Source organism: Veillonella sp. CHU732 (assembly GCF_003992085.1).
Lineage (GTDB): Bacteria > Bacillota > Negativicutes > Veillonellales > Veillonellaceae > F0422.
Genome location: NZ_RQVC01000007.1, coordinates 39,209 through 55,137, shown reverse-complemented (window position 1 = coordinate 55,137; position 15,929 = coordinate 39,209). Strand labels below are relative to the sequence as shown.

Genomic DNA, 15,929 nt, shown 5'->3' with positions numbered 1-15,929 from the left:
CATTACTTAGACGTGTCGTCTACTTCTTTCACATAAATATCATACCCACTAGCCTCCATGTGTTGTAAAGCATCATAGAGTAGAGTTTCTTGTTTTTCTTCATCACTGGCCTCGGCTGAGGACCACTTCGGCAACTTCCGTATCTCGTCTATACCTTCTTCTGAAAGCATGCCATTCCCCATTTCCTGATAGTAAGGATTTAATACTTCCTCTGGATTCTCATAAACTGTGAGAAAGTCATCAATAATACCCTCTACATTGGTTGGGTCACTACCCGCACCTACCTTTGAAGTGGTGTTTGTCCCTACATAAGTGGGTTTTCCACTGTCAGGCCTCGACGTTTCTACAGATACAGTTGGCATCTCCTCATCAGCTGTCACCGGGGGCGTTCCTTGCACCGCAACAATTGGTTGCCCTATCCCTTCAGTTTCTTTAGTACCTTTCACCACAGGAGTCGGTACCCTTGGTTGTACCTGCGACTGTCGGCTTTGGTGTGATGCCCCTCCAAAGGATTTTGCTGCCTCTAAGTACACCTGCAGTTTAGGGTCCTTCTTATCGATAGCTTTCACCACAATCGGTCGTCCTATCACTTGTTGGAATGCTTTCTTTCCACATTCTACATGTTGCTGCTGTACCAAAATAGGTCCCGCAATAGGCGTAGGGAATGCCAATATGGCTTGCTCTTGATCTAAGTACACCAAGGTTCCTTGCTGATAGATTGTATTTAGCAATCCATAGTTCTTGCCTCTCAACCATTTTATCACGTTTGCTAAAATCGTGCTATATTCATGAGGACTCACCATCCCCTGCCCTACGGTTCGCTCTTGCGCCGTGTCAAATGTCGCCGTTTTAGGCTTTACCGATGGAGATGCTTTCTTCGGTAATGGTGGTGGCAAGGAGCTTTTACCAATAGAATCGGCCACTTTAGCTACACGAGGAGGTGGTAACGGGGATGTTGCTTTTACAGTTCTAGCTCTCACTGGTGAGACAGGTGGCAACAACACCTCATCCTCTACTGGATGAGGAATATCCTCCAAGACTCCATCATATACATCCATATCCGACACAGGTAGTGCAGGTTCTACCACAGAGCTGGCAACTACAGGTCGTTGTTCCGCCCACTCATTCAACTTTTGGAGCAATGTATCTTCTTGACGATTCACAAATTGTTCCATCGTCGTCATGCGACCTTCCAAGGTTTGGTAGGTACCGCCACCTAATTGCAAGAGTGAAAGCAATCCCATTTCTACAATCACTCGTGGGTTATCTACTTGTTTTGCGTTATTTTGCACCGTTTGTAATACATTGATATAGCGTCCTATCTCCTCCATAGATAACGCATTGGCCTGCGCCAATAATCGCTCTTTATGCGTATCATAAGCCAATAACTCTTCTGCCTCAGGTAATACTTTTGCCACAATCATGGCGCGCAAATGTTCCACTAAGGCCGTCACAATTTGGCGAGCATCACGCCCCATTTGCAATGCTTCATCTACAGCTTGCAATAAAGCCGCTCCATTACCGGATTTCAATATATCTACCATATCGAGGACCCAAGATTTGCTCACTAAGCCAATCATAGACTCTACTAGAGGAGCTGTAATCATATCTGAGGTCATACCGGAACATTGATCCAGAATACTCAAGGCATCCCGTAAACCACCATCTGCATGGACTGCAATCACTTGTGCCGCCGCAAGGTCAAGAGAGATATTGCTTTCCTTCGCCACATGCAATAAGTGAGCTGTAATATCTTTTGCTGTGATACGGCGGAATGTATAACGCTGACAACGAGATAAAATAGTAACCGGTAATTTCTCCGATTCTGTTGTAGCAAAAATGAACATCACATGGCTTGGCGGTTCCTCGATCGTTTTTAACAAGGCATTCCATGCTTCATTGGTGAGCATGTGGGCTTCATCAATGATAAATACTTTTTTATGACCTACTACAGGCAAGAAGTTCACCTGTTCCCGCAAGGCACGCACTTCATCAATACCTCGATTGGAAGCCGCATCAATTTCGATCACATCCAAGGCTTGTCCTTGTAACATCTGCTGACACGATTCACACTGACCACAAGGTGTATCTGTAGGACCCTGTTCACAGTTAATAGCGCGAGCAAATATCTTTGCCATACTCGTTTTGCCCGTACCTCTAGGACCAGCAAATAAATAGGCATGGGCCACTTTATCTTCACGAATAGCTCGTTGTAATGTATCCGACACATGATGTTGACCCACAACATCGGCAAACTGTTTCGGTCTCCATCGTCTATATAACGCTAAATAACTCATAGCCCCTCCTTTCCCTTAAGATATGAAAAAAAGCAGCTAAGCTAGCTGCTTTACCATAGCACTCGAATCTGACAGCCCTATAGGTTTCCTCGTGGCACAAGAGAGTTACCGCTTAATGCTGCTCCAATCAAGGCCTGACATGGTTCACAGGCTCTCCTTGCACAAGCCCCATAGAACTGCCATATTCCAATGCTATTACCCTACTATTATACATGTTTTTTTATCCCTATTCAAGACTTTGTACCTCTTTCTATCACAAAATGTGCTATACTTTAGGTATCCTCTTTTGCGGAAAGGAGGTGAGTTTATGTACGAGGCTCTAACTTCATTATTATCTGGTTCCTTTCTGACCCCTATTCTACAAGGATTGATTGTTAATGTTTTAACATATGCAATTCTGAAGTATTACAAGGATAGAAAATAGAAAGAAAAAAGGACGGTGGCCACCGTCCTTTTTTGAGTTTATGAAAGAATGCTCTAACTTCTTATATCTTTCTACTCCAAGTATACACCATTCTATTCTAAAATACAATGGTATTATCCTCGTCGCCCTTCATAAGGGTGCAAAATAAGATGCCCTTTGGAGTATTCTCCTACATAGATATCTCCGATGGAATATCCTTGGTCTCGCACTTCTTCTTCCAGCCAAGCCATGTCTTTATCTGCCAGTTCTAGTATATCTGGATCTACTACGCCATCTACAATAACAGGGTAGCGAATGATATCGTCACCATTCATGACCAGCGTTAATTGACCATTTTGCTCTAGCACAGCACGGCGTACATCACTCACAAGGGTAACCCCTGCGCTCCGAAGTTTCAACTGCAAATCACTGCCACGAAGGCCACGTTTCAAACATTCTCCAACACGAATCTTTCCCCGATCAATGACAATGCTAGGTCGTCCATCAATAAGTGTCTTAATCCATCGCACATGAGCGCTAAGAAAACGCAAGCCCATAACTACAATAGTCCAGGCAATCAAGACTAGAAAGAATTGTAAGATACCAATACTTTCACTATAGATAACAGCACCAATGATACCGCCTAGCACATAGTTTTGCACTTGGTCTAGCGCAGAGTTAGGTGCCAAATTACCCTTACCCATCAAGTTCATTTGTAAAATAAGAGCTAAGATACCAAGGGTCAGTTTGATAAATACTAATGTATATCCTGTTAACATATTATCGTCCACCCTTCTCCACATCTACCACCTTAGGATGACTATTAATCATCTCCACAGGTCGCAAAGAATAGCCATCCTTATTCATAGTGAAAGTCACCTCAAAATAGGCTTCCTCAATATTGACAATCATCCGATCTTGCACGCGCAATGTGTTAACGCGAATCTTATCTTTAGGCACATCGGCACGTTCACTTAAATTATTTAAAAATTGCACCATATAGTTCGATTCTTCTGCACTATTAATATCACGAGTGTAATCATTAACTTGCAATCCTAATAAAAATACAAGCCCTAATACAATGATAATTCCCAAGTCACGGAACTTGGTATCAAAGCGATTATACATAACTTTTACACCTACTATTAGCAATGCTACTAGTAAAATAGATGTCATAATGTATTGCAACAGGGATGTAAACTCTCCTCGTTGCACCACATAGGCATAGGTATAAAATTCCATAATTACCTCACAGTTCTTACTTTAACGCTTCATTATACTGCGCTCGTTCACCGCCTACAAATTTAGGTCGCACACGAGCCGCCGTCACATGGGCTGCACCAATTTCTGTTACGCTTAAACGCACAGGCACTGCCACATGTTTTAGATGCATACCAATAAAAGTATCTCCTATATCGATACCGGCATCAGCTTTTACATGCTCTACCACCACAGGATCCGACCATATGGTATAGGCCGTAGTCGCCATGGAACCGCCTGCATGCTGTACAGGCACTACATTCACTTCTTCATAGCCTCTAGCCAATGCGACGTGACGTTCCAATACCAAGGCCCGATTAAGATGTTCACAACATTGAATAGCCACATCAAAGCCATATTCACTTTGCATGTCAGACAGCGCTGTAAATAAATCCGATGCCACAGTGAGAGAGGAATCCTTACCAATATGACCGCCTCTCACTTCGCTAGTGGAACATCCCACTACAAGTAGTTTACCTTCTTGCAGTTTTGCTGTCGTAGCCAATTCTGCTACAGCAGCTTTCATAGACTCATATATATTTTTATTCATAGGATTGCCCCCTCTTCATTGAGTACGAATCGACGTAAACAAGTATGCCATCGTCTTAGAGTATTATTTACCATATGCATCGTACATGATAGGCATGGAATAGCATTGCCCCTGGATATTCCTTACCCACCTATATCTTGCAGGTACAAAATAGGATTCTCTTAAGCTATTAGTTGGCCATATGTACCACACGTTGTGGATAGGGAATATCGATGCCCTCTGCATCAAAGCGATCTTTCACATCGGACATAACACCATAATAGACTTCTCTAAAATCACTGGCATTAATTAAAGGATATGCCACAATATCGACAGAGCTTTCACCAAACTCTTTGATGCCAATTTCTAAAGTATCCATATTATGAACCTTGCCTGTGCTCACTAGAATTTCTTTGATAATCTCAATAGCCCGATGATGGTCTGCATTATAGTTAATGCCAAACACAAATGTAATATACCTTGTTGGTTCATAGTTACTGTTCATCAAGTTATTGGACGTAATAGCTGAGTTCGGGATGAAGACAATACGATTTTCTTTCGTCGCAATAGCGGTATTAATAAGATGGATGCCTTTCACAGACCCTTCCACACCATTCACAGAAATCCAATCCCCAGCTTTAAACGGTTTAAACGCCAAGATAATCAATCCCGATGCTAAGTTAGACATGTTATTTTGCAACGCTAAACCAATAGCGATACCAAAGGCACCAAAAGCCGCCAAGAAGTTATTCGTCGGAAATCCCACTAAGGACAAAGCTGACAGCACGACTACGGACAAAATAGTGTAGTAAATAATTTGAGACGCAAAGCTGCGCACCGTTTGATCATAACCGGTGCGACTCATCAATTGTACTGATAGACGTCTTACAAATAGAGCGATATAGCGGCCTATAATCAACACGATGATGGCCAAAATAATACTAGGTAAATATTCCAGTAATAAGGATTGCACATGGTTAACAAAGGAAATACTTTCCTCTACATGCTCTGCTACCTTTTCAGCGCCTGCCGCTGTGGCTGTGGCAACTTTTTCTTCTGCTAATAACATACATTATTCCTTTCCTATAACTATATTGTCATTGCGTAACTCATAGCATAGGGATATGAGTTCGCCCAGTATTAGATTCTATTATATCCATAGCACTAAACTTGTCAATATATCATGCTAAAGTATACAACAAAGTTTCGTCAAATGTAATGGCTACTGTTATAAGGGCATTCTCTACATTTACTATAGCCCCATTTTGTTCTATCTCAAAGTTTTTAACAACTTTATAATTCAATAAGCCTAGTATTTAACTAGGCTCATCCCTATTAAAACCAACTCATTTTGCCCTATAGCACGAAAAACTTCTAGAACCAAAAAATATAGGATAGTTGATATACCTACCAACTACCCTATATCCTAATTGTTTATGAACTATATCTCTTATTTAACTAAGATGAATGTTACATTGATTGGACCATGAACACCTACTACACGAACTAATTCGATATCCGCTGTGTTAGATGGACCAGAGATGTGAACTACATTGGTAGGGAACTTAGCTGGATCATTACGATAGATTTTCGCTAATTCTGCCATCGTTTGTGTCATACGTGGATAAATTGTATCTTCACGCAATATAGAAATATGCGTTAAAGGCAATAACCCTAGGGAACGACCAGATTCTTCTGTACTTGGTTGGATTACTGTTGCTGTTTCCGCAATACCCAAAATTGGGAATGTAATACCAATGTTAGAATCCTTCGCCACATTGATATTCGCTTCACGACCTTTCGTAGCATCCCATTGATAGAATGTTGCTTGGTCTTCACCCAATTGTTTGAAAGCTGCTTCTAATCCATAGTTTTCTACTTCTGCAGATTTAGGGTACACAACGCTGCCGCCACCACGAACAATAATTTCATCCACTAATGCTTGAGCTAGTTGAGACTCTTCTACTTCGATAAGTTTAGTACCTAAACGTTCTGCTTCTGTTTTAAACATCTCTACTACTTGCTCATGACTAAGGTCAGAATACATAGTTTCTTGAGGTCCTTTTGAAAAATCAAAAGGTGTTACAGATGTAGGAATTGAGTCACGGCCTAACGCACGAGATAGGCGACCTAAAAAGGCTTGTTTTTTTGCTTGATCCATTTTATTTCTCCTTTCCCTTTTGTGCTACGTGTTTTGCATATTCATCACGGAATTTACTCATTTTGAGCAAGCCCATGTCTTTTGCTTTCACCCAGCCACCAACTACTGGTAATACTTTTGTCCAATCTGCCATATGGCCATTGTTACTCATTAATTTCATGCCGATAGCACCCATTTTAGTACCCATATCGAACAAGAAGGAGTTCGCAAATACACCTGCCACTGTATGGAAGATGCTGCGTTCAATAGCTGGACGCATTTGTAATTTATCTGCAATCACTTGACGATGTTTCAATAATAATTCATGCAATGGAATCTTAACTGGGCAGTGCTCCCAACATTCGCCGCACAATGTGGACGCGTAAGGAAGATCGCCAGCTTCTTCATAACCAACCAATAGCGGAGTTAATACAGCACCCATTGGACCTGGATAGATAGAGCCATAACCATGACCTGTAATGTGACGATATACAGGGCAAATGTTCATACATGCACCACAACGGATACAACGTAACATTTCTTCAAAATCGCCACCTAAAATACCAGAACGACGGTTATCAATGATGATGATGTGTAATTCTTCTGGACCGTCTGCTTCCCCTTCACGAGCAGGACCTGTAATCATGGAGAAGTAGTTGGAAATTTTAGCGCCTACAGAGGAACGAATCAACATTTCCATCATCACATCTAAAGATGCGAAGTTAGGCACCAAACGTTCCATACCCATCAATGCAATTTGCGTTTTAGGCATGGAGCTTGCCATACGACCATTACCTTCATTAGATACGATAGTAATAGTACCAGTTTCAGCTACACCGAAGTTACAACCAGTGAAACCTACGTCTGCACGTAAGAAACGATCGCGAATATAGCGACGTACGAAACGAGTCATTTCTTCTGGATTTTCAGTGCCTTCATAACCTAATTTTTTCGCAAATGTATCACGAATACGGTTACGTTCAAAATGCAATGCAGGTACTACGATATGGGATGGAGGATCAAAGTCAGCTGTTTGCAAAATAAATTCTGCCAAGTCAGTTTCGTTTACTTCGATACCCGCTTCAATTAATTCGTGGTTCAATCCGATTTCTTCAGATACCATGGTTTTGGATTTAACAACCATTTTTGCTTCTTTTGCACGAAGTACTTCCATGCAAATGGCCGTTGCTTCTTTATCATCTGCTGCAAAGTGTACATGAGCACCAGCTTTTTCAGCATTTTCAGCAAATTGATTCAAATAGTAATCCAAATTAGCCAATACATGGTCACGCAAATCAGCGGCTTCATCACGGAAATCTTCCCATTCTGCTACTTGATCTACTACAGCTTTACGTTTTTCATAGAATACATCCTGTGCTGTTTGAATGGCTTTTACTTTGAAGTCATTAGCAAGCACATCATTAACGCGTGTCTTAAACGGGCGTTTATCGTACACAATATTACTCATGGTGACTCCTCCTATCGACTATTCAACAATTCCGCTATGTGCATTACACGGATATGGCGATCAATTTCGCCTTCTTTGTAAAGTCGATCTAACATACCTTCAATATTCATCAAGCAAGCCATATCAGAACCTGCTACAATGTTAGCACCAGAATCAGCGATATTCAACGCTTTTTCTCGTGTCATAACAGCGGAAATTTCAGGATTTTTTACTGTGAAAGTACCACCAAATCCACAGCAACGTTCTGCACGATGCAATGGTAAGTATTCTAAACCTTGAATGCCTGCTAACAGTTTCATAGGTTGTTCTTTGATTCCCATCAAACGTGTTACGTGACAAGATTTATGGTATGTCACTTTATCATTAAAGCGAGCTCCTACATCAGTTACTCCCAACACGTCAACGATGAATTGTGTGAACTCATAAATTTTAGAGCTCAATTTTTCAGCTCGTGCTAACCATTCTGGTTCATCTTTTAAAATATGATGATATTCATCGCGAATAGCGAACGCACAAGAGCCGGACATGCTCACTACATAATCAGCATTTTCGAATTGTTCAATTGTGTTTTTGATAGCTCCTTTTGCAGCTTCATTGTAACCAGAGTTAACAAACATCTGACCACAGCACACTTGCTTTTTAGGAACTGTTAGTTCGCAGCCAAGGTTTTCAAGAACCTTTACACCTGCCATGCCTACATGAGGGTAGAACATATCAATCAAACATTGTTGAAATAAATGAATTTTCATTTTTTCACATCCTCAACTTTAAAGTAAACTACTATCACTTGATTGGCAAAATGCAACAATCGTTTTCCATCTATGTACTATTAGAACGGTAGATTCTAAATAGTTTTTTGATGATTTTATTATATAGTAATTTTTCTGTAATTACAAAAGACTTGCAATATTAGCAAGACCCCATTTTTATACCATTTTGCTAGTCATTATCAATCAGATGTTTTGTATCAAAAATCACACATTTTTCCTAGTCTCATCAAGCCTTATAGCATCAAGGCTTGTATAATTTTTATGTATTTTAATACATATCAAATCTTCTATTAAAACACACATGTCTTTTCATCTGTTAATTCCTACCCAAAATTAGTGCTATAACCAAAACTCATGATAGAAATAACTATCACTGTATAATTCAACTTTTTCTATAGTAAATTTATTGATAAATATCACTCTTTTCGCATGGAGCGAATCTTTCAAATATGGTATGATAAACATACTAGAACACAATTCGATTCTCTATATCTGGAGGTCCTTTATGAAACGTATAATGACAACACTTTTTTTAACTACATTCCCTATAATACTAGCCCAAGCACAAACTTCAGTCTCACCCTCCACCAGTGCGCTTCCTGTAGTACCTAATACATATACCTACTCACAGCCCAACAGTATTCCTACTTTTGATCGAGTACAAAAATATCGTTTTACCGATGTACCAGCTAATTTTTGGGCCTTTGAGTCCATCACAAAAATGACAAAGGAAGGTCTCATGAGTGGCTATCGTAATGGTACATTCAAGCCAAATGATCCCCTGTCTCGTGAAGAGGCTGCCTCTTTATTCAGCAATATGCTTGGTGACACACCGTCTATCATGCTAGCCAGCTCTTTCTCAGACATCACCTCTGATCGTTGGTCTTCCTTAGCCATTGAAAGTGTAGCAAGGGCTAATATCATCAGTGGGTATGGCGATTCTACCTATCGGCCAGAACAATATATGTCTCGCCAAGAGTTTGCTGTCGTTGCCAATAAATTTTTACACTACCAAGGGTACCACACGGAAGATCCCACTGCATTAGATACAATTCACTTTAGCGATCAAAAATTCATTGCCCCTTGGGCCCAGTCATCTGTACGAGAATTAGCTTTACTGGGATTTATTAACTACAGCACAACAGGTTTGTTTAACCCTGAAAAGTATGTAACACGTGCTGAAGCTGCAGAAATTACCTATCGTTTACTCTTCTCTAAAGAAGCTACTACCATTCAGCACACAATTCAGCAACAACAAATGGAAGAAACGGCACGCGCTCTGATCAAGAAAACATTTGGCGAGAATTACGATTTCCACAACCGTGGTGCTATGTTCTGGCGTGATGGTAAATTAGTTATTTCCTTTACATCTTCCAGTGATGTGAAAGCCATTACTGCCGAAACGGCTTACATTAGAGATAAATACTTCTTAGATAACCACATCATTACAACTGGATCATATAGCTTAGGTGACTTTGACAATTTACAAACCGATGCCGCTTACTTGTATCGCCAATTAGAACCGCAAGGAACCATCCTAGCTGTCACACCAACACCAAATGTAGATGGATTGATTCTAACTGTAGACAAGTTACATGCTACGGCACAAACAGCATTTGTGAAAAAGTTTGGTAAAAAAATACAGCTTAAAACTAATTCATAGGTATACGTTAATTGGTAATGCACGAGAGCAGTCAATGCTAACTACAACAAAGTTTATCTGATGTAAAACCATACTATTATTTTTTATTTTTATATTTTCATGATTGTATATAAAGAAAGAGGAACGTTGATACGATGTGATCAACGTTCCTCTTTTATATTGGAAGTTATTTTGTTACCACTTTCTTTACATTTGAAACTCAGTGTATTGCTACCCCTACATTTAAATTCGGATATATCTTAAGTTTTTTATTCTAGGGGCTTATACGTCTTCGGCATTCCTACATGTTAGCATTTATCTAACAAGTTACATCCTCTAAATCCAAGCTAAATACTTCTGTAGCAGGCCCTGTCATATACACCGTTCCATCCTCATCATAATCGATATGTAAGGTACCAAGGTATAACTCCACATCTACAGAACGTCCAGTTAATCCTTTTTCATGAGCCATCACAGCACTAGAACAAGATCCTGTACCACAAGCTAAGGTCGCTCCTGCACCTCGTTCCCACGTGCGGACTTTCACAGTGTTTTCATCCATCACTTGCACAAAGTTCACATTCGTCCCTTTGGGGAACAAAGGATGCTTTTCAATCTTCGGCCCTAACACTGTCAATGGAACTGTTGTTACATCCTCTACAAAGACTTCAGTATGCGGTACTCCTAACAGTACAGAACTCACCACATAGGATGTGCCATCTACATCGATGGTATAGTCTATAACTTTGTCTGTTTCTACGTCCATAGGAATATCCTTCGCAGGAAATGTTGGTTTCCCCATATTGACTTTCACCAGTTTAGCCACACCATTTTCGGCAATAATCGTTGGCGTCATAATACCTGCTAGCGTTTCTACCGTAAACACTTCTTTATCGATAATCTTGCGGTCATACGCATACTTCGCAAAGCATCGAATGCCATTACCACACATTTCCGCTTCACTGCCGTCAGAATTAATAATGCGCATGCGCACATCCGCTACCTTAGAAGGCATGACAATGACAAGACCATCTGCGCCAATACCGGTATGACGATCACAGAGGCGTTGCGCCATATCTGTCACATCAAACTGACTTGCACCATCATCGAAGAAGACGATAAAATCATTTCCTAAACCATGCATTTTTGTTATTTTCATACGTATCTCCTCATTTATAGTATGTAATTCCTATCCGCACAGAGCGGATATTAAATTTATCGCAAAATATAGCCTTTACTTTTATACATTTTGATGAAAACCACCGTAGACTACTATAATTTATTTGCCATTTATATTACCATGAATATAGGAAAAATAATAGGTACGTTTTCCTAAGCAGTATTAGGTTAATCATATATTGGAGGTGATTTTACTATGCTTCCTGAAGAACGTTATTCTGCTATTTTACGACGCTTGAAACAAAATCGTGTGGTGACCGTACACGAACTGGTCACTGCCTTGTCTTCTTCAGCGCCTACAATACGCAGAGATTTAGCCTATCTCCACAACAAAGGTCTCTTGCAAAAGGTTCATGGTGGTGCAGCGAGCCTCACCATTGACCATACCACAACGGATATAGATATGCTCCCTAAATCTGTCATGTATCGTGATGCGAAAGAATCTATTGCCTTAGCGGCCTCTGAATTAATCAGTCCCTCTGGTTTTATCTTCATTGATGCGGGCAGTACCACTGAAATGGTATTACATTATTTACAGCACACGAATGCAACATTTGTGACTAACGGTATTCATCATGCTACCCATTTGGCATCACGCCATTTGAAAGTCATCTTATTAGGTGGCACTGTCAATCCCATTTCGTCTTCTATCGTCGGTAGTGTAGCCCTTAATCAATTGGAATCGTATAACTTTACCCAAGGATTCTTTAGCACCCATGGTATTAGTTTTAAATCTGGCTTTACTACAGAAGATCCTCTTGATGCATCTGTGAAAGAAAAAGCATTGCAAAAATGTCACAATGCCTTCGTCTTAGCAGATCCATCTAAGTTTGATTGCATTTCATCTGTAACCTTTGCCACCATTGATAAAGCGTCTATTATTACTACGAAATTACCTAATGAATTATATCGGAACTATGCAAATATTCAAGAAGTTGATCATCATCGTTAATTATAAAAAGCTGTCATCCCTAGACCTATGAGTCTAACGGTATGACAGCTTTTTTTCAATCTATAAAACGTTGTGTATTCAATCATTTTATTTATACTGTACATCTATCTTTTTCGATGTATTTGTATTATAATTTAGGTTACGTTTTTTATTTTGTAAGTTTTGAAACGGAGATTAGTATGAGCTTTTTTAAAGATTTTAAAGACTTTGCTATGCGCGGAAATGTAGTAGATTTAGCAGTCGGCGTTATCATTGGTGCGGCTTTTGGTAAAATTGTTACCTCTTTGGTAAACGATGTAGTTATGCCTCCTATCGGTTTATTATTAGGTGGAGTGGACTTTTCAAATTTATTTATCCCTTTAACTTCGGGTGCTACTCCTACTACCTTTGCAGAAGCAAAAGCAGCTGGTATCCCTATGATAGCCTATGGTCTTTTCTTGAATACAGTGTTTGAGTTCCTTATCATTGCTCTTTGTATTTTCACTGTCATCAGCCAAATCAAACGATTTACACCTGCAGAAGCACCGGTGGAAGTTCGTAAATGTGACTATTGCCGTGAAGCGATTGCTGATGATGCTACACGTTGTCCACACTGCACAGCCGAGTTGGCTATCAAATAATGATAGATGTAACAAATACCAGCCTCTATCTTTTTGAATTTTAACTTTATATTATGCTAATAGGAAAGGACTGATACGAGTATCAGTCCTTTACCTATAATTAGTATTATGTGAAATGCATAATGCATGATCACAACAAACCTAGCATATACTTTTATTATGTATATTGCTTTTCAAATATAGCATAACTAGATATTTAAAATCAAGTATTAAAATATTCATTTCGCAAATGCCGATAAATCCCTTAATATAAAGGGTTCTCTGCCTCATTAAAACGGTTGCTACCAGTGCTATACACACATAGAATCTAGGTAATATATAAAACAATTATCATCTTGATTCTACCTCGAGTAGGAACACCTTATCACCCATTCTAACTATAAAAATCTACAACAAAATAGCCCTAACTACAATAGAGGAAAGCTGATTACAACATCAACTTTCCTCTTTTTTTAATTATACTATTATAGTTTCAATGTATTTGATATCTAGATAGCATTATATGCCTCTACCTCTAACATCATATACAAGAGTGTATGTATTATTTACCTTGTTGCATATTTGCCATAGCATTCATCAACATAGCAATTTTTTGATCTTGTGCTTGCAATTGAGCTTTTAAGTCATCAATCTCTTGCGTCATAGCTTTTCTAGACTTAGATACGCCATTATGTTGACCTAGTTTAAGGCTCACACCTACATTGATCATATTTTGACCATTACCCATGGCACCACCAATGCTAAACATAGTATCTTCATTAGGACGGTAGAATGCACCTAATGCCAACGCACTGCCACTGCGGTAATTACCATAGCCAGCAGCTACATTCCATTTATCATTTTCATCAAAATCCAATGGATGTAATGCCGCCAATGCTGCAGAACCAGCTACCGCTTTATCCATACGAGAGTTTACACGGTTTTCTAAGGCGTTCATATTTTGACTGATATTAGATGTATTAGCATTGATCTCTTTTATTTTTTCGTTAATTGTATCTTCAATGCTGTCTTTCATAGTAGATACATCATTTTTCACTGTATTCACATCTTGTTTCACCTTAGAAACATCTTTCTTAATATTAGAAATATCAGTTGTATTTTTTCCAACAGTCTCTTTAGTTGTGGATACATCATTTTTGATAGTGTTTACAGTCTCTTTAACAGTGTTCACATCTTGTTTCACTGTATTTAGCTCAGATTTATCAGCCTTTTTCTCAAGCTCACTATGTAATTGCCCGCCATTCACAGCGTCTTTAGAGCCTGCCGCTACAGAACCATCACCTACGTTTTTAATCGCTTGATTATTTGCATTCAATCCAGTAGCAGATACATAGTTTTTATCTCCAACACTAAGACCAGTAGCATCCATTTTTGTAGTACCGGTTGTAACACTATTCAACGTAATATCGTCTTTTACTGCCACTGTATATATGGATTGACCATTTGCACCAGTAGATGGAGTTACAGTTACATTTTTCCCAGCTACTACTTCTGTTTTCGCTACTTTGATAGCTTCTTCCACAGTATCTTTACCTGTACCACCGATATTTGTCATTGTAATGGCTCCTGTGTCTGCTACGGCTGCATTGCCACCTAAGATGGTTTTTACAGAACCTGCGATAGTGCTCATCGTGCCTGCTACAGAGTATAATTGGCTACCATTCACTGCATCTGTAGATGTAGCCGTAATTTGACCTGCTGCTACATTCTGGACTTGCTTTTCTTTACCAGCTGTACCAATAGAGACAACGAATCCTTCTCCATTCGCTTTTCCATCACCTGCAAAGCCAGTGAATTTTAAGGATGTACTATTTGCTGTCACTGTAGCTTCTGCTGTATCCACTGCCTTTGTTGTTTTTGCATAAGTACCCAATGCGACAGAATGTGGCATCGTTGTTCTAGCTGCTTCTGCTGCATTGTAACCACCACCAATGGCGACACTTGTAGGATTTGCTTCTACACGAGCACCAATAGCAATACCATACCAAGAAGATTTGGCACTATCACCAATAGCAACTGCACGATTGCTTGTAGCTTGCGCACTGCCACCAATGGCTACGGTAGACTGCCCACTATTACCAGCACTACCAGATTTACTACCTGTACCAATAGCTACTGCATTTTCACCTGTAGTACTAGCATTCGCACCAATAGCAACACTATTCGCTTCTTTTGCTAGAGCCCCTACGCCTTGTGCCACCGTATTAGCCCCTTCGGTACTAGCGTTATTACCGATAGCTACGCTATTAGCTCCTTATGCTGAGGAGGCTTCTCCAAAAGCAACATTTGAATCTCCACCAGTACCCGCTTCATTCAATGCAGCATGTACAGGTCCTGCAAAAGCCGTAACAGCTAAAACAGCGCCTAGTACACCCGCTTTCATTGCTTTGCCGTTGACAGTACTTGCCAACTCAGACACCACTACATACATATTTTTTGTTTTGTTCCATACAACTCGATACATTTGATTCATTTCTATTCACCTTTCTATCACTCAATACGTATGTGTATCTTCCCATTACATACGTGACACTACCATGTATATGCCCACTATACATTTACAATACTCTAATGATTTCTTACTCAATATCATTTGCTATATATCCTTTCATAATAAAGACGGTGAAAGTAGGATTTAAGTGCAAATTTTTTTCGGCCCTACTCACAAG

General features: G+C 39.8%; 14 protein-coding genes and 1 other RNA gene. 3 read left to right on the top strand and 12 right to left on the bottom strand.

Features of this window, described 5'->3' with window-relative positions:
- Positions 1-2 precede the first annotated feature (2 nt).
- From dnaX to EO121_RS04390, 9 genes are all read right to left on the bottom strand, one after another.
- Positions 3-2,297 carry a DNA polymerase III subunit gamma/tau gene (dnaX, locus tag EO121_RS04430; RefSeq protein ID WP_127166334.1) on the bottom strand — a complete coding sequence of 765 codons (2,295 nt, stop codon included), beginning with the start codon at positions 2,295-2,297 and terminating at the stop codon, positions 3-5.
- A gap of 55 nt (positions 2,298-2,352) precedes the next feature.
- An RNA gene (gene ffs, locus EO121_RS04425) (signal recognition particle sRNA large type) lies at positions 2,353-2,493 on the bottom strand.
- A gap of 341 nt (positions 2,494-2,834) precedes the next feature.
- Positions 2,835-3,479, bottom strand: a complete 645-nt coding sequence (locus EO121_RS04420; RefSeq protein ID WP_127166332.1) for a DUF421 domain-containing protein — start codon at positions 3,477-3,479, stop codon at positions 2,835-2,837.
- A 1-nt stretch (position 3,480) separates the two neighbouring features.
- The gene (locus EO121_RS04415) at positions 3,481-3,942 is read right to left on the bottom strand and encodes a DUF3290 family protein (RefSeq protein ID WP_127166330.1); all 462 of its coding nucleotides are present in this window, start codon (positions 3,940-3,942) and stop codon (positions 3,481-3,483) included.
- Positions 3,943-3,958: 16 nt separating this feature from the next.
- A complete protein-coding gene (locus tag EO121_RS04410) occupies positions 3,959-4,510 on the bottom strand; it encodes a TIGR01440 family protein (protein ID WP_127166328.1) in 552 nt (183 codons plus the stop codon).
- A gap of 169 nt (positions 4,511-4,679) precedes the next feature.
- Positions 4,680-5,558, bottom strand: a complete 879-nt coding sequence (locus tag EO121_RS04405; RefSeq protein ID WP_127166326.1) for a mechanosensitive ion channel family protein — start codon at positions 5,556-5,558, stop codon at positions 4,680-4,682.
- A 381-nt stretch (positions 5,559-5,939) separates the two neighbouring features.
- Positions 5,940-6,650: a lactate utilization protein C gene (locus tag EO121_RS04400; protein ID WP_127166324.1), complete on the bottom strand. Its 711-nt coding sequence runs from the start codon at positions 6,648-6,650 to the stop codon at positions 5,940-5,942.
- Position 6,651: 1 nt separating this feature from the next.
- Entirely contained in the window at positions 6,652-8,097 is a 1,446-nt protein-coding gene (locus EO121_RS04395) for a LutB/LldF family L-lactate oxidation iron-sulfur protein (RefSeq protein ID WP_127161007.1), read from the bottom strand.
- An 11-nt stretch (positions 8,098-8,108) separates the two neighbouring features.
- Complete coding sequence (locus EO121_RS04390) at positions 8,109-8,846, bottom strand: (Fe-S)-binding protein (protein ID WP_127166322.1); 738 nt, start codon at positions 8,844-8,846, stop codon at positions 8,109-8,111.
- A gap of 526 nt (positions 8,847-9,372) precedes the next feature.
- On the opposite strand from EO121_RS04390, the gene EO121_RS04385 reads away from it, so the two are divergent.
- Positions 9,373-10,530, top strand: a complete 1,158-nt coding sequence (locus tag EO121_RS04385; protein WP_127166320.1) for an S-layer homology domain-containing protein — start codon at positions 9,373-9,375, stop codon at positions 10,528-10,530.
- Positions 10,531-10,828: 298 nt separating this feature from the next.
- On the opposite strand, the gene dapF is transcribed toward EO121_RS04385, so the two are convergent.
- A complete protein-coding gene (gene dapF, locus EO121_RS04380; RefSeq protein ID WP_127166318.1) occupies positions 10,829-11,668 on the bottom strand; it encodes a diaminopimelate epimerase in 840 nt (279 codons plus the stop codon).
- A gap of 216 nt (positions 11,669-11,884) precedes the next feature.
- Here dapF and EO121_RS04375 point away from each other — a divergent pair, with 216 nt between their 5' ends.
- Together EO121_RS04375 and mscL are read left to right on the top strand one after the other, a co-directional pair.
- Positions 11,885-12,640 carry a DeoR/GlpR family DNA-binding transcription regulator gene (locus tag EO121_RS04375; protein WP_127166316.1) on the top strand — a complete coding sequence of 252 codons (756 nt, stop codon included), beginning with the start codon at positions 11,885-11,887 and terminating at the stop codon, positions 12,638-12,640.
- A 179-nt stretch (positions 12,641-12,819) separates the two neighbouring features.
- Positions 12,820-13,260, top strand: coding sequence for a large conductance mechanosensitive channel protein MscL (mscL, locus tag EO121_RS04370; RefSeq protein WP_127166314.1), 441 nt, complete (start codon positions 12,820-12,822; stop codon positions 13,258-13,260).
- A gap of 541 nt (positions 13,261-13,801) precedes the next feature.
- Here the strand turns inward: mscL and EO121_RS04365 are convergent.
- On the bottom strand, positions 13,802-15,460 hold the full coding sequence (locus EO121_RS04365; protein ID WP_127166312.1) for a YadA-like family protein: 1,659 nt from the start codon (positions 15,458-15,460) through the stop codon (positions 13,802-13,804).
- A 54-nt stretch (positions 15,461-15,514) separates the two neighbouring features.
- Entirely contained in the window at positions 15,515-15,733 is a 219-nt protein-coding gene (locus tag EO121_RS04360; RefSeq protein ID WP_127166310.1) for an ESPR domain-containing protein, read from the bottom strand.
- Positions 15,734-15,929: the final 196 nt, after the last annotated feature.

What these genes read in the sequence shown, in the direction of transcription:
- dnaX (WP_127166334.1), bottom strand. Translation starts at nt 2,297, where the DNA reads ATGAGTTATTTAGCGTTATATAGACGATGGAGACCGAAACAGTTTGCC.
- EO121_RS04420 (WP_127166332.1), bottom strand. Translation starts at nt 3,479, where the DNA reads ATGTTAACAGGATATACATTAGTATTTATCAAACTGACCCTTGGTATC.
- EO121_RS04415 (WP_127166330.1), bottom strand. Translation starts at nt 3,942, where the DNA reads ATGGAATTTTATACCTATGCCTATGTGGTGCAACGAGGAGAGTTTACA.
- EO121_RS04410 (WP_127166328.1), bottom strand. Translation starts at nt 4,510, where the DNA reads ATGAATAAAAATATATATGAGTCTATGAAAGCTGCTGTAGCAGAATTG.
- EO121_RS04405 (WP_127166326.1), bottom strand. Translation starts at nt 5,558, where the DNA reads ATGTTATTAGCAGAAGAAAAAGTTGCCACAGCCACAGCGGCAGGCGCT.
- EO121_RS04400 (WP_127166324.1), bottom strand. Translation starts at nt 6,650, where the DNA reads ATGGATCAAGCAAAAAAACAAGCCTTTTTAGGTCGCCTATCTCGTGCG.
- EO121_RS04395 (WP_127161007.1), bottom strand. Translation starts at nt 8,097, where the DNA reads ATGAGTAATATTGTGTACGATAAACGCCCGTTTAAGACACGCGTTAAT.
- EO121_RS04390 (WP_127166322.1), bottom strand. Translation starts at nt 8,846, where the DNA reads ATGAAAATTCATTTATTTCAACAATGTTTGATTGATATGTTCTACCCT.
- EO121_RS04385 (WP_127166320.1), top strand. Translation starts at nt 9,373, where the DNA reads ATGAAACGTATAATGACAACACTTTTTTTAACTACATTCCCTATAATA.
- dapF (WP_127166318.1), bottom strand. Translation starts at nt 11,668, where the DNA reads ATGAAAATAACAAAAATGCATGGTTTAGGAAATGATTTTATCGTCTTC.
- EO121_RS04375 (WP_127166316.1), top strand. Translation starts at nt 11,885, where the DNA reads ATGCTTCCTGAAGAACGTTATTCTGCTATTTTACGACGCTTGAAACAA.
- mscL (WP_127166314.1), top strand. Translation starts at nt 12,820, where the DNA reads ATGAGCTTTTTTAAAGATTTTAAAGACTTTGCTATGCGCGGAAATGTA.
- EO121_RS04360 (WP_127166310.1), bottom strand. Translation starts at nt 15,733, where the DNA reads ATGAATCAAATGTATCGAGTTGTATGGAACAAAACAAAAAATATGTAT.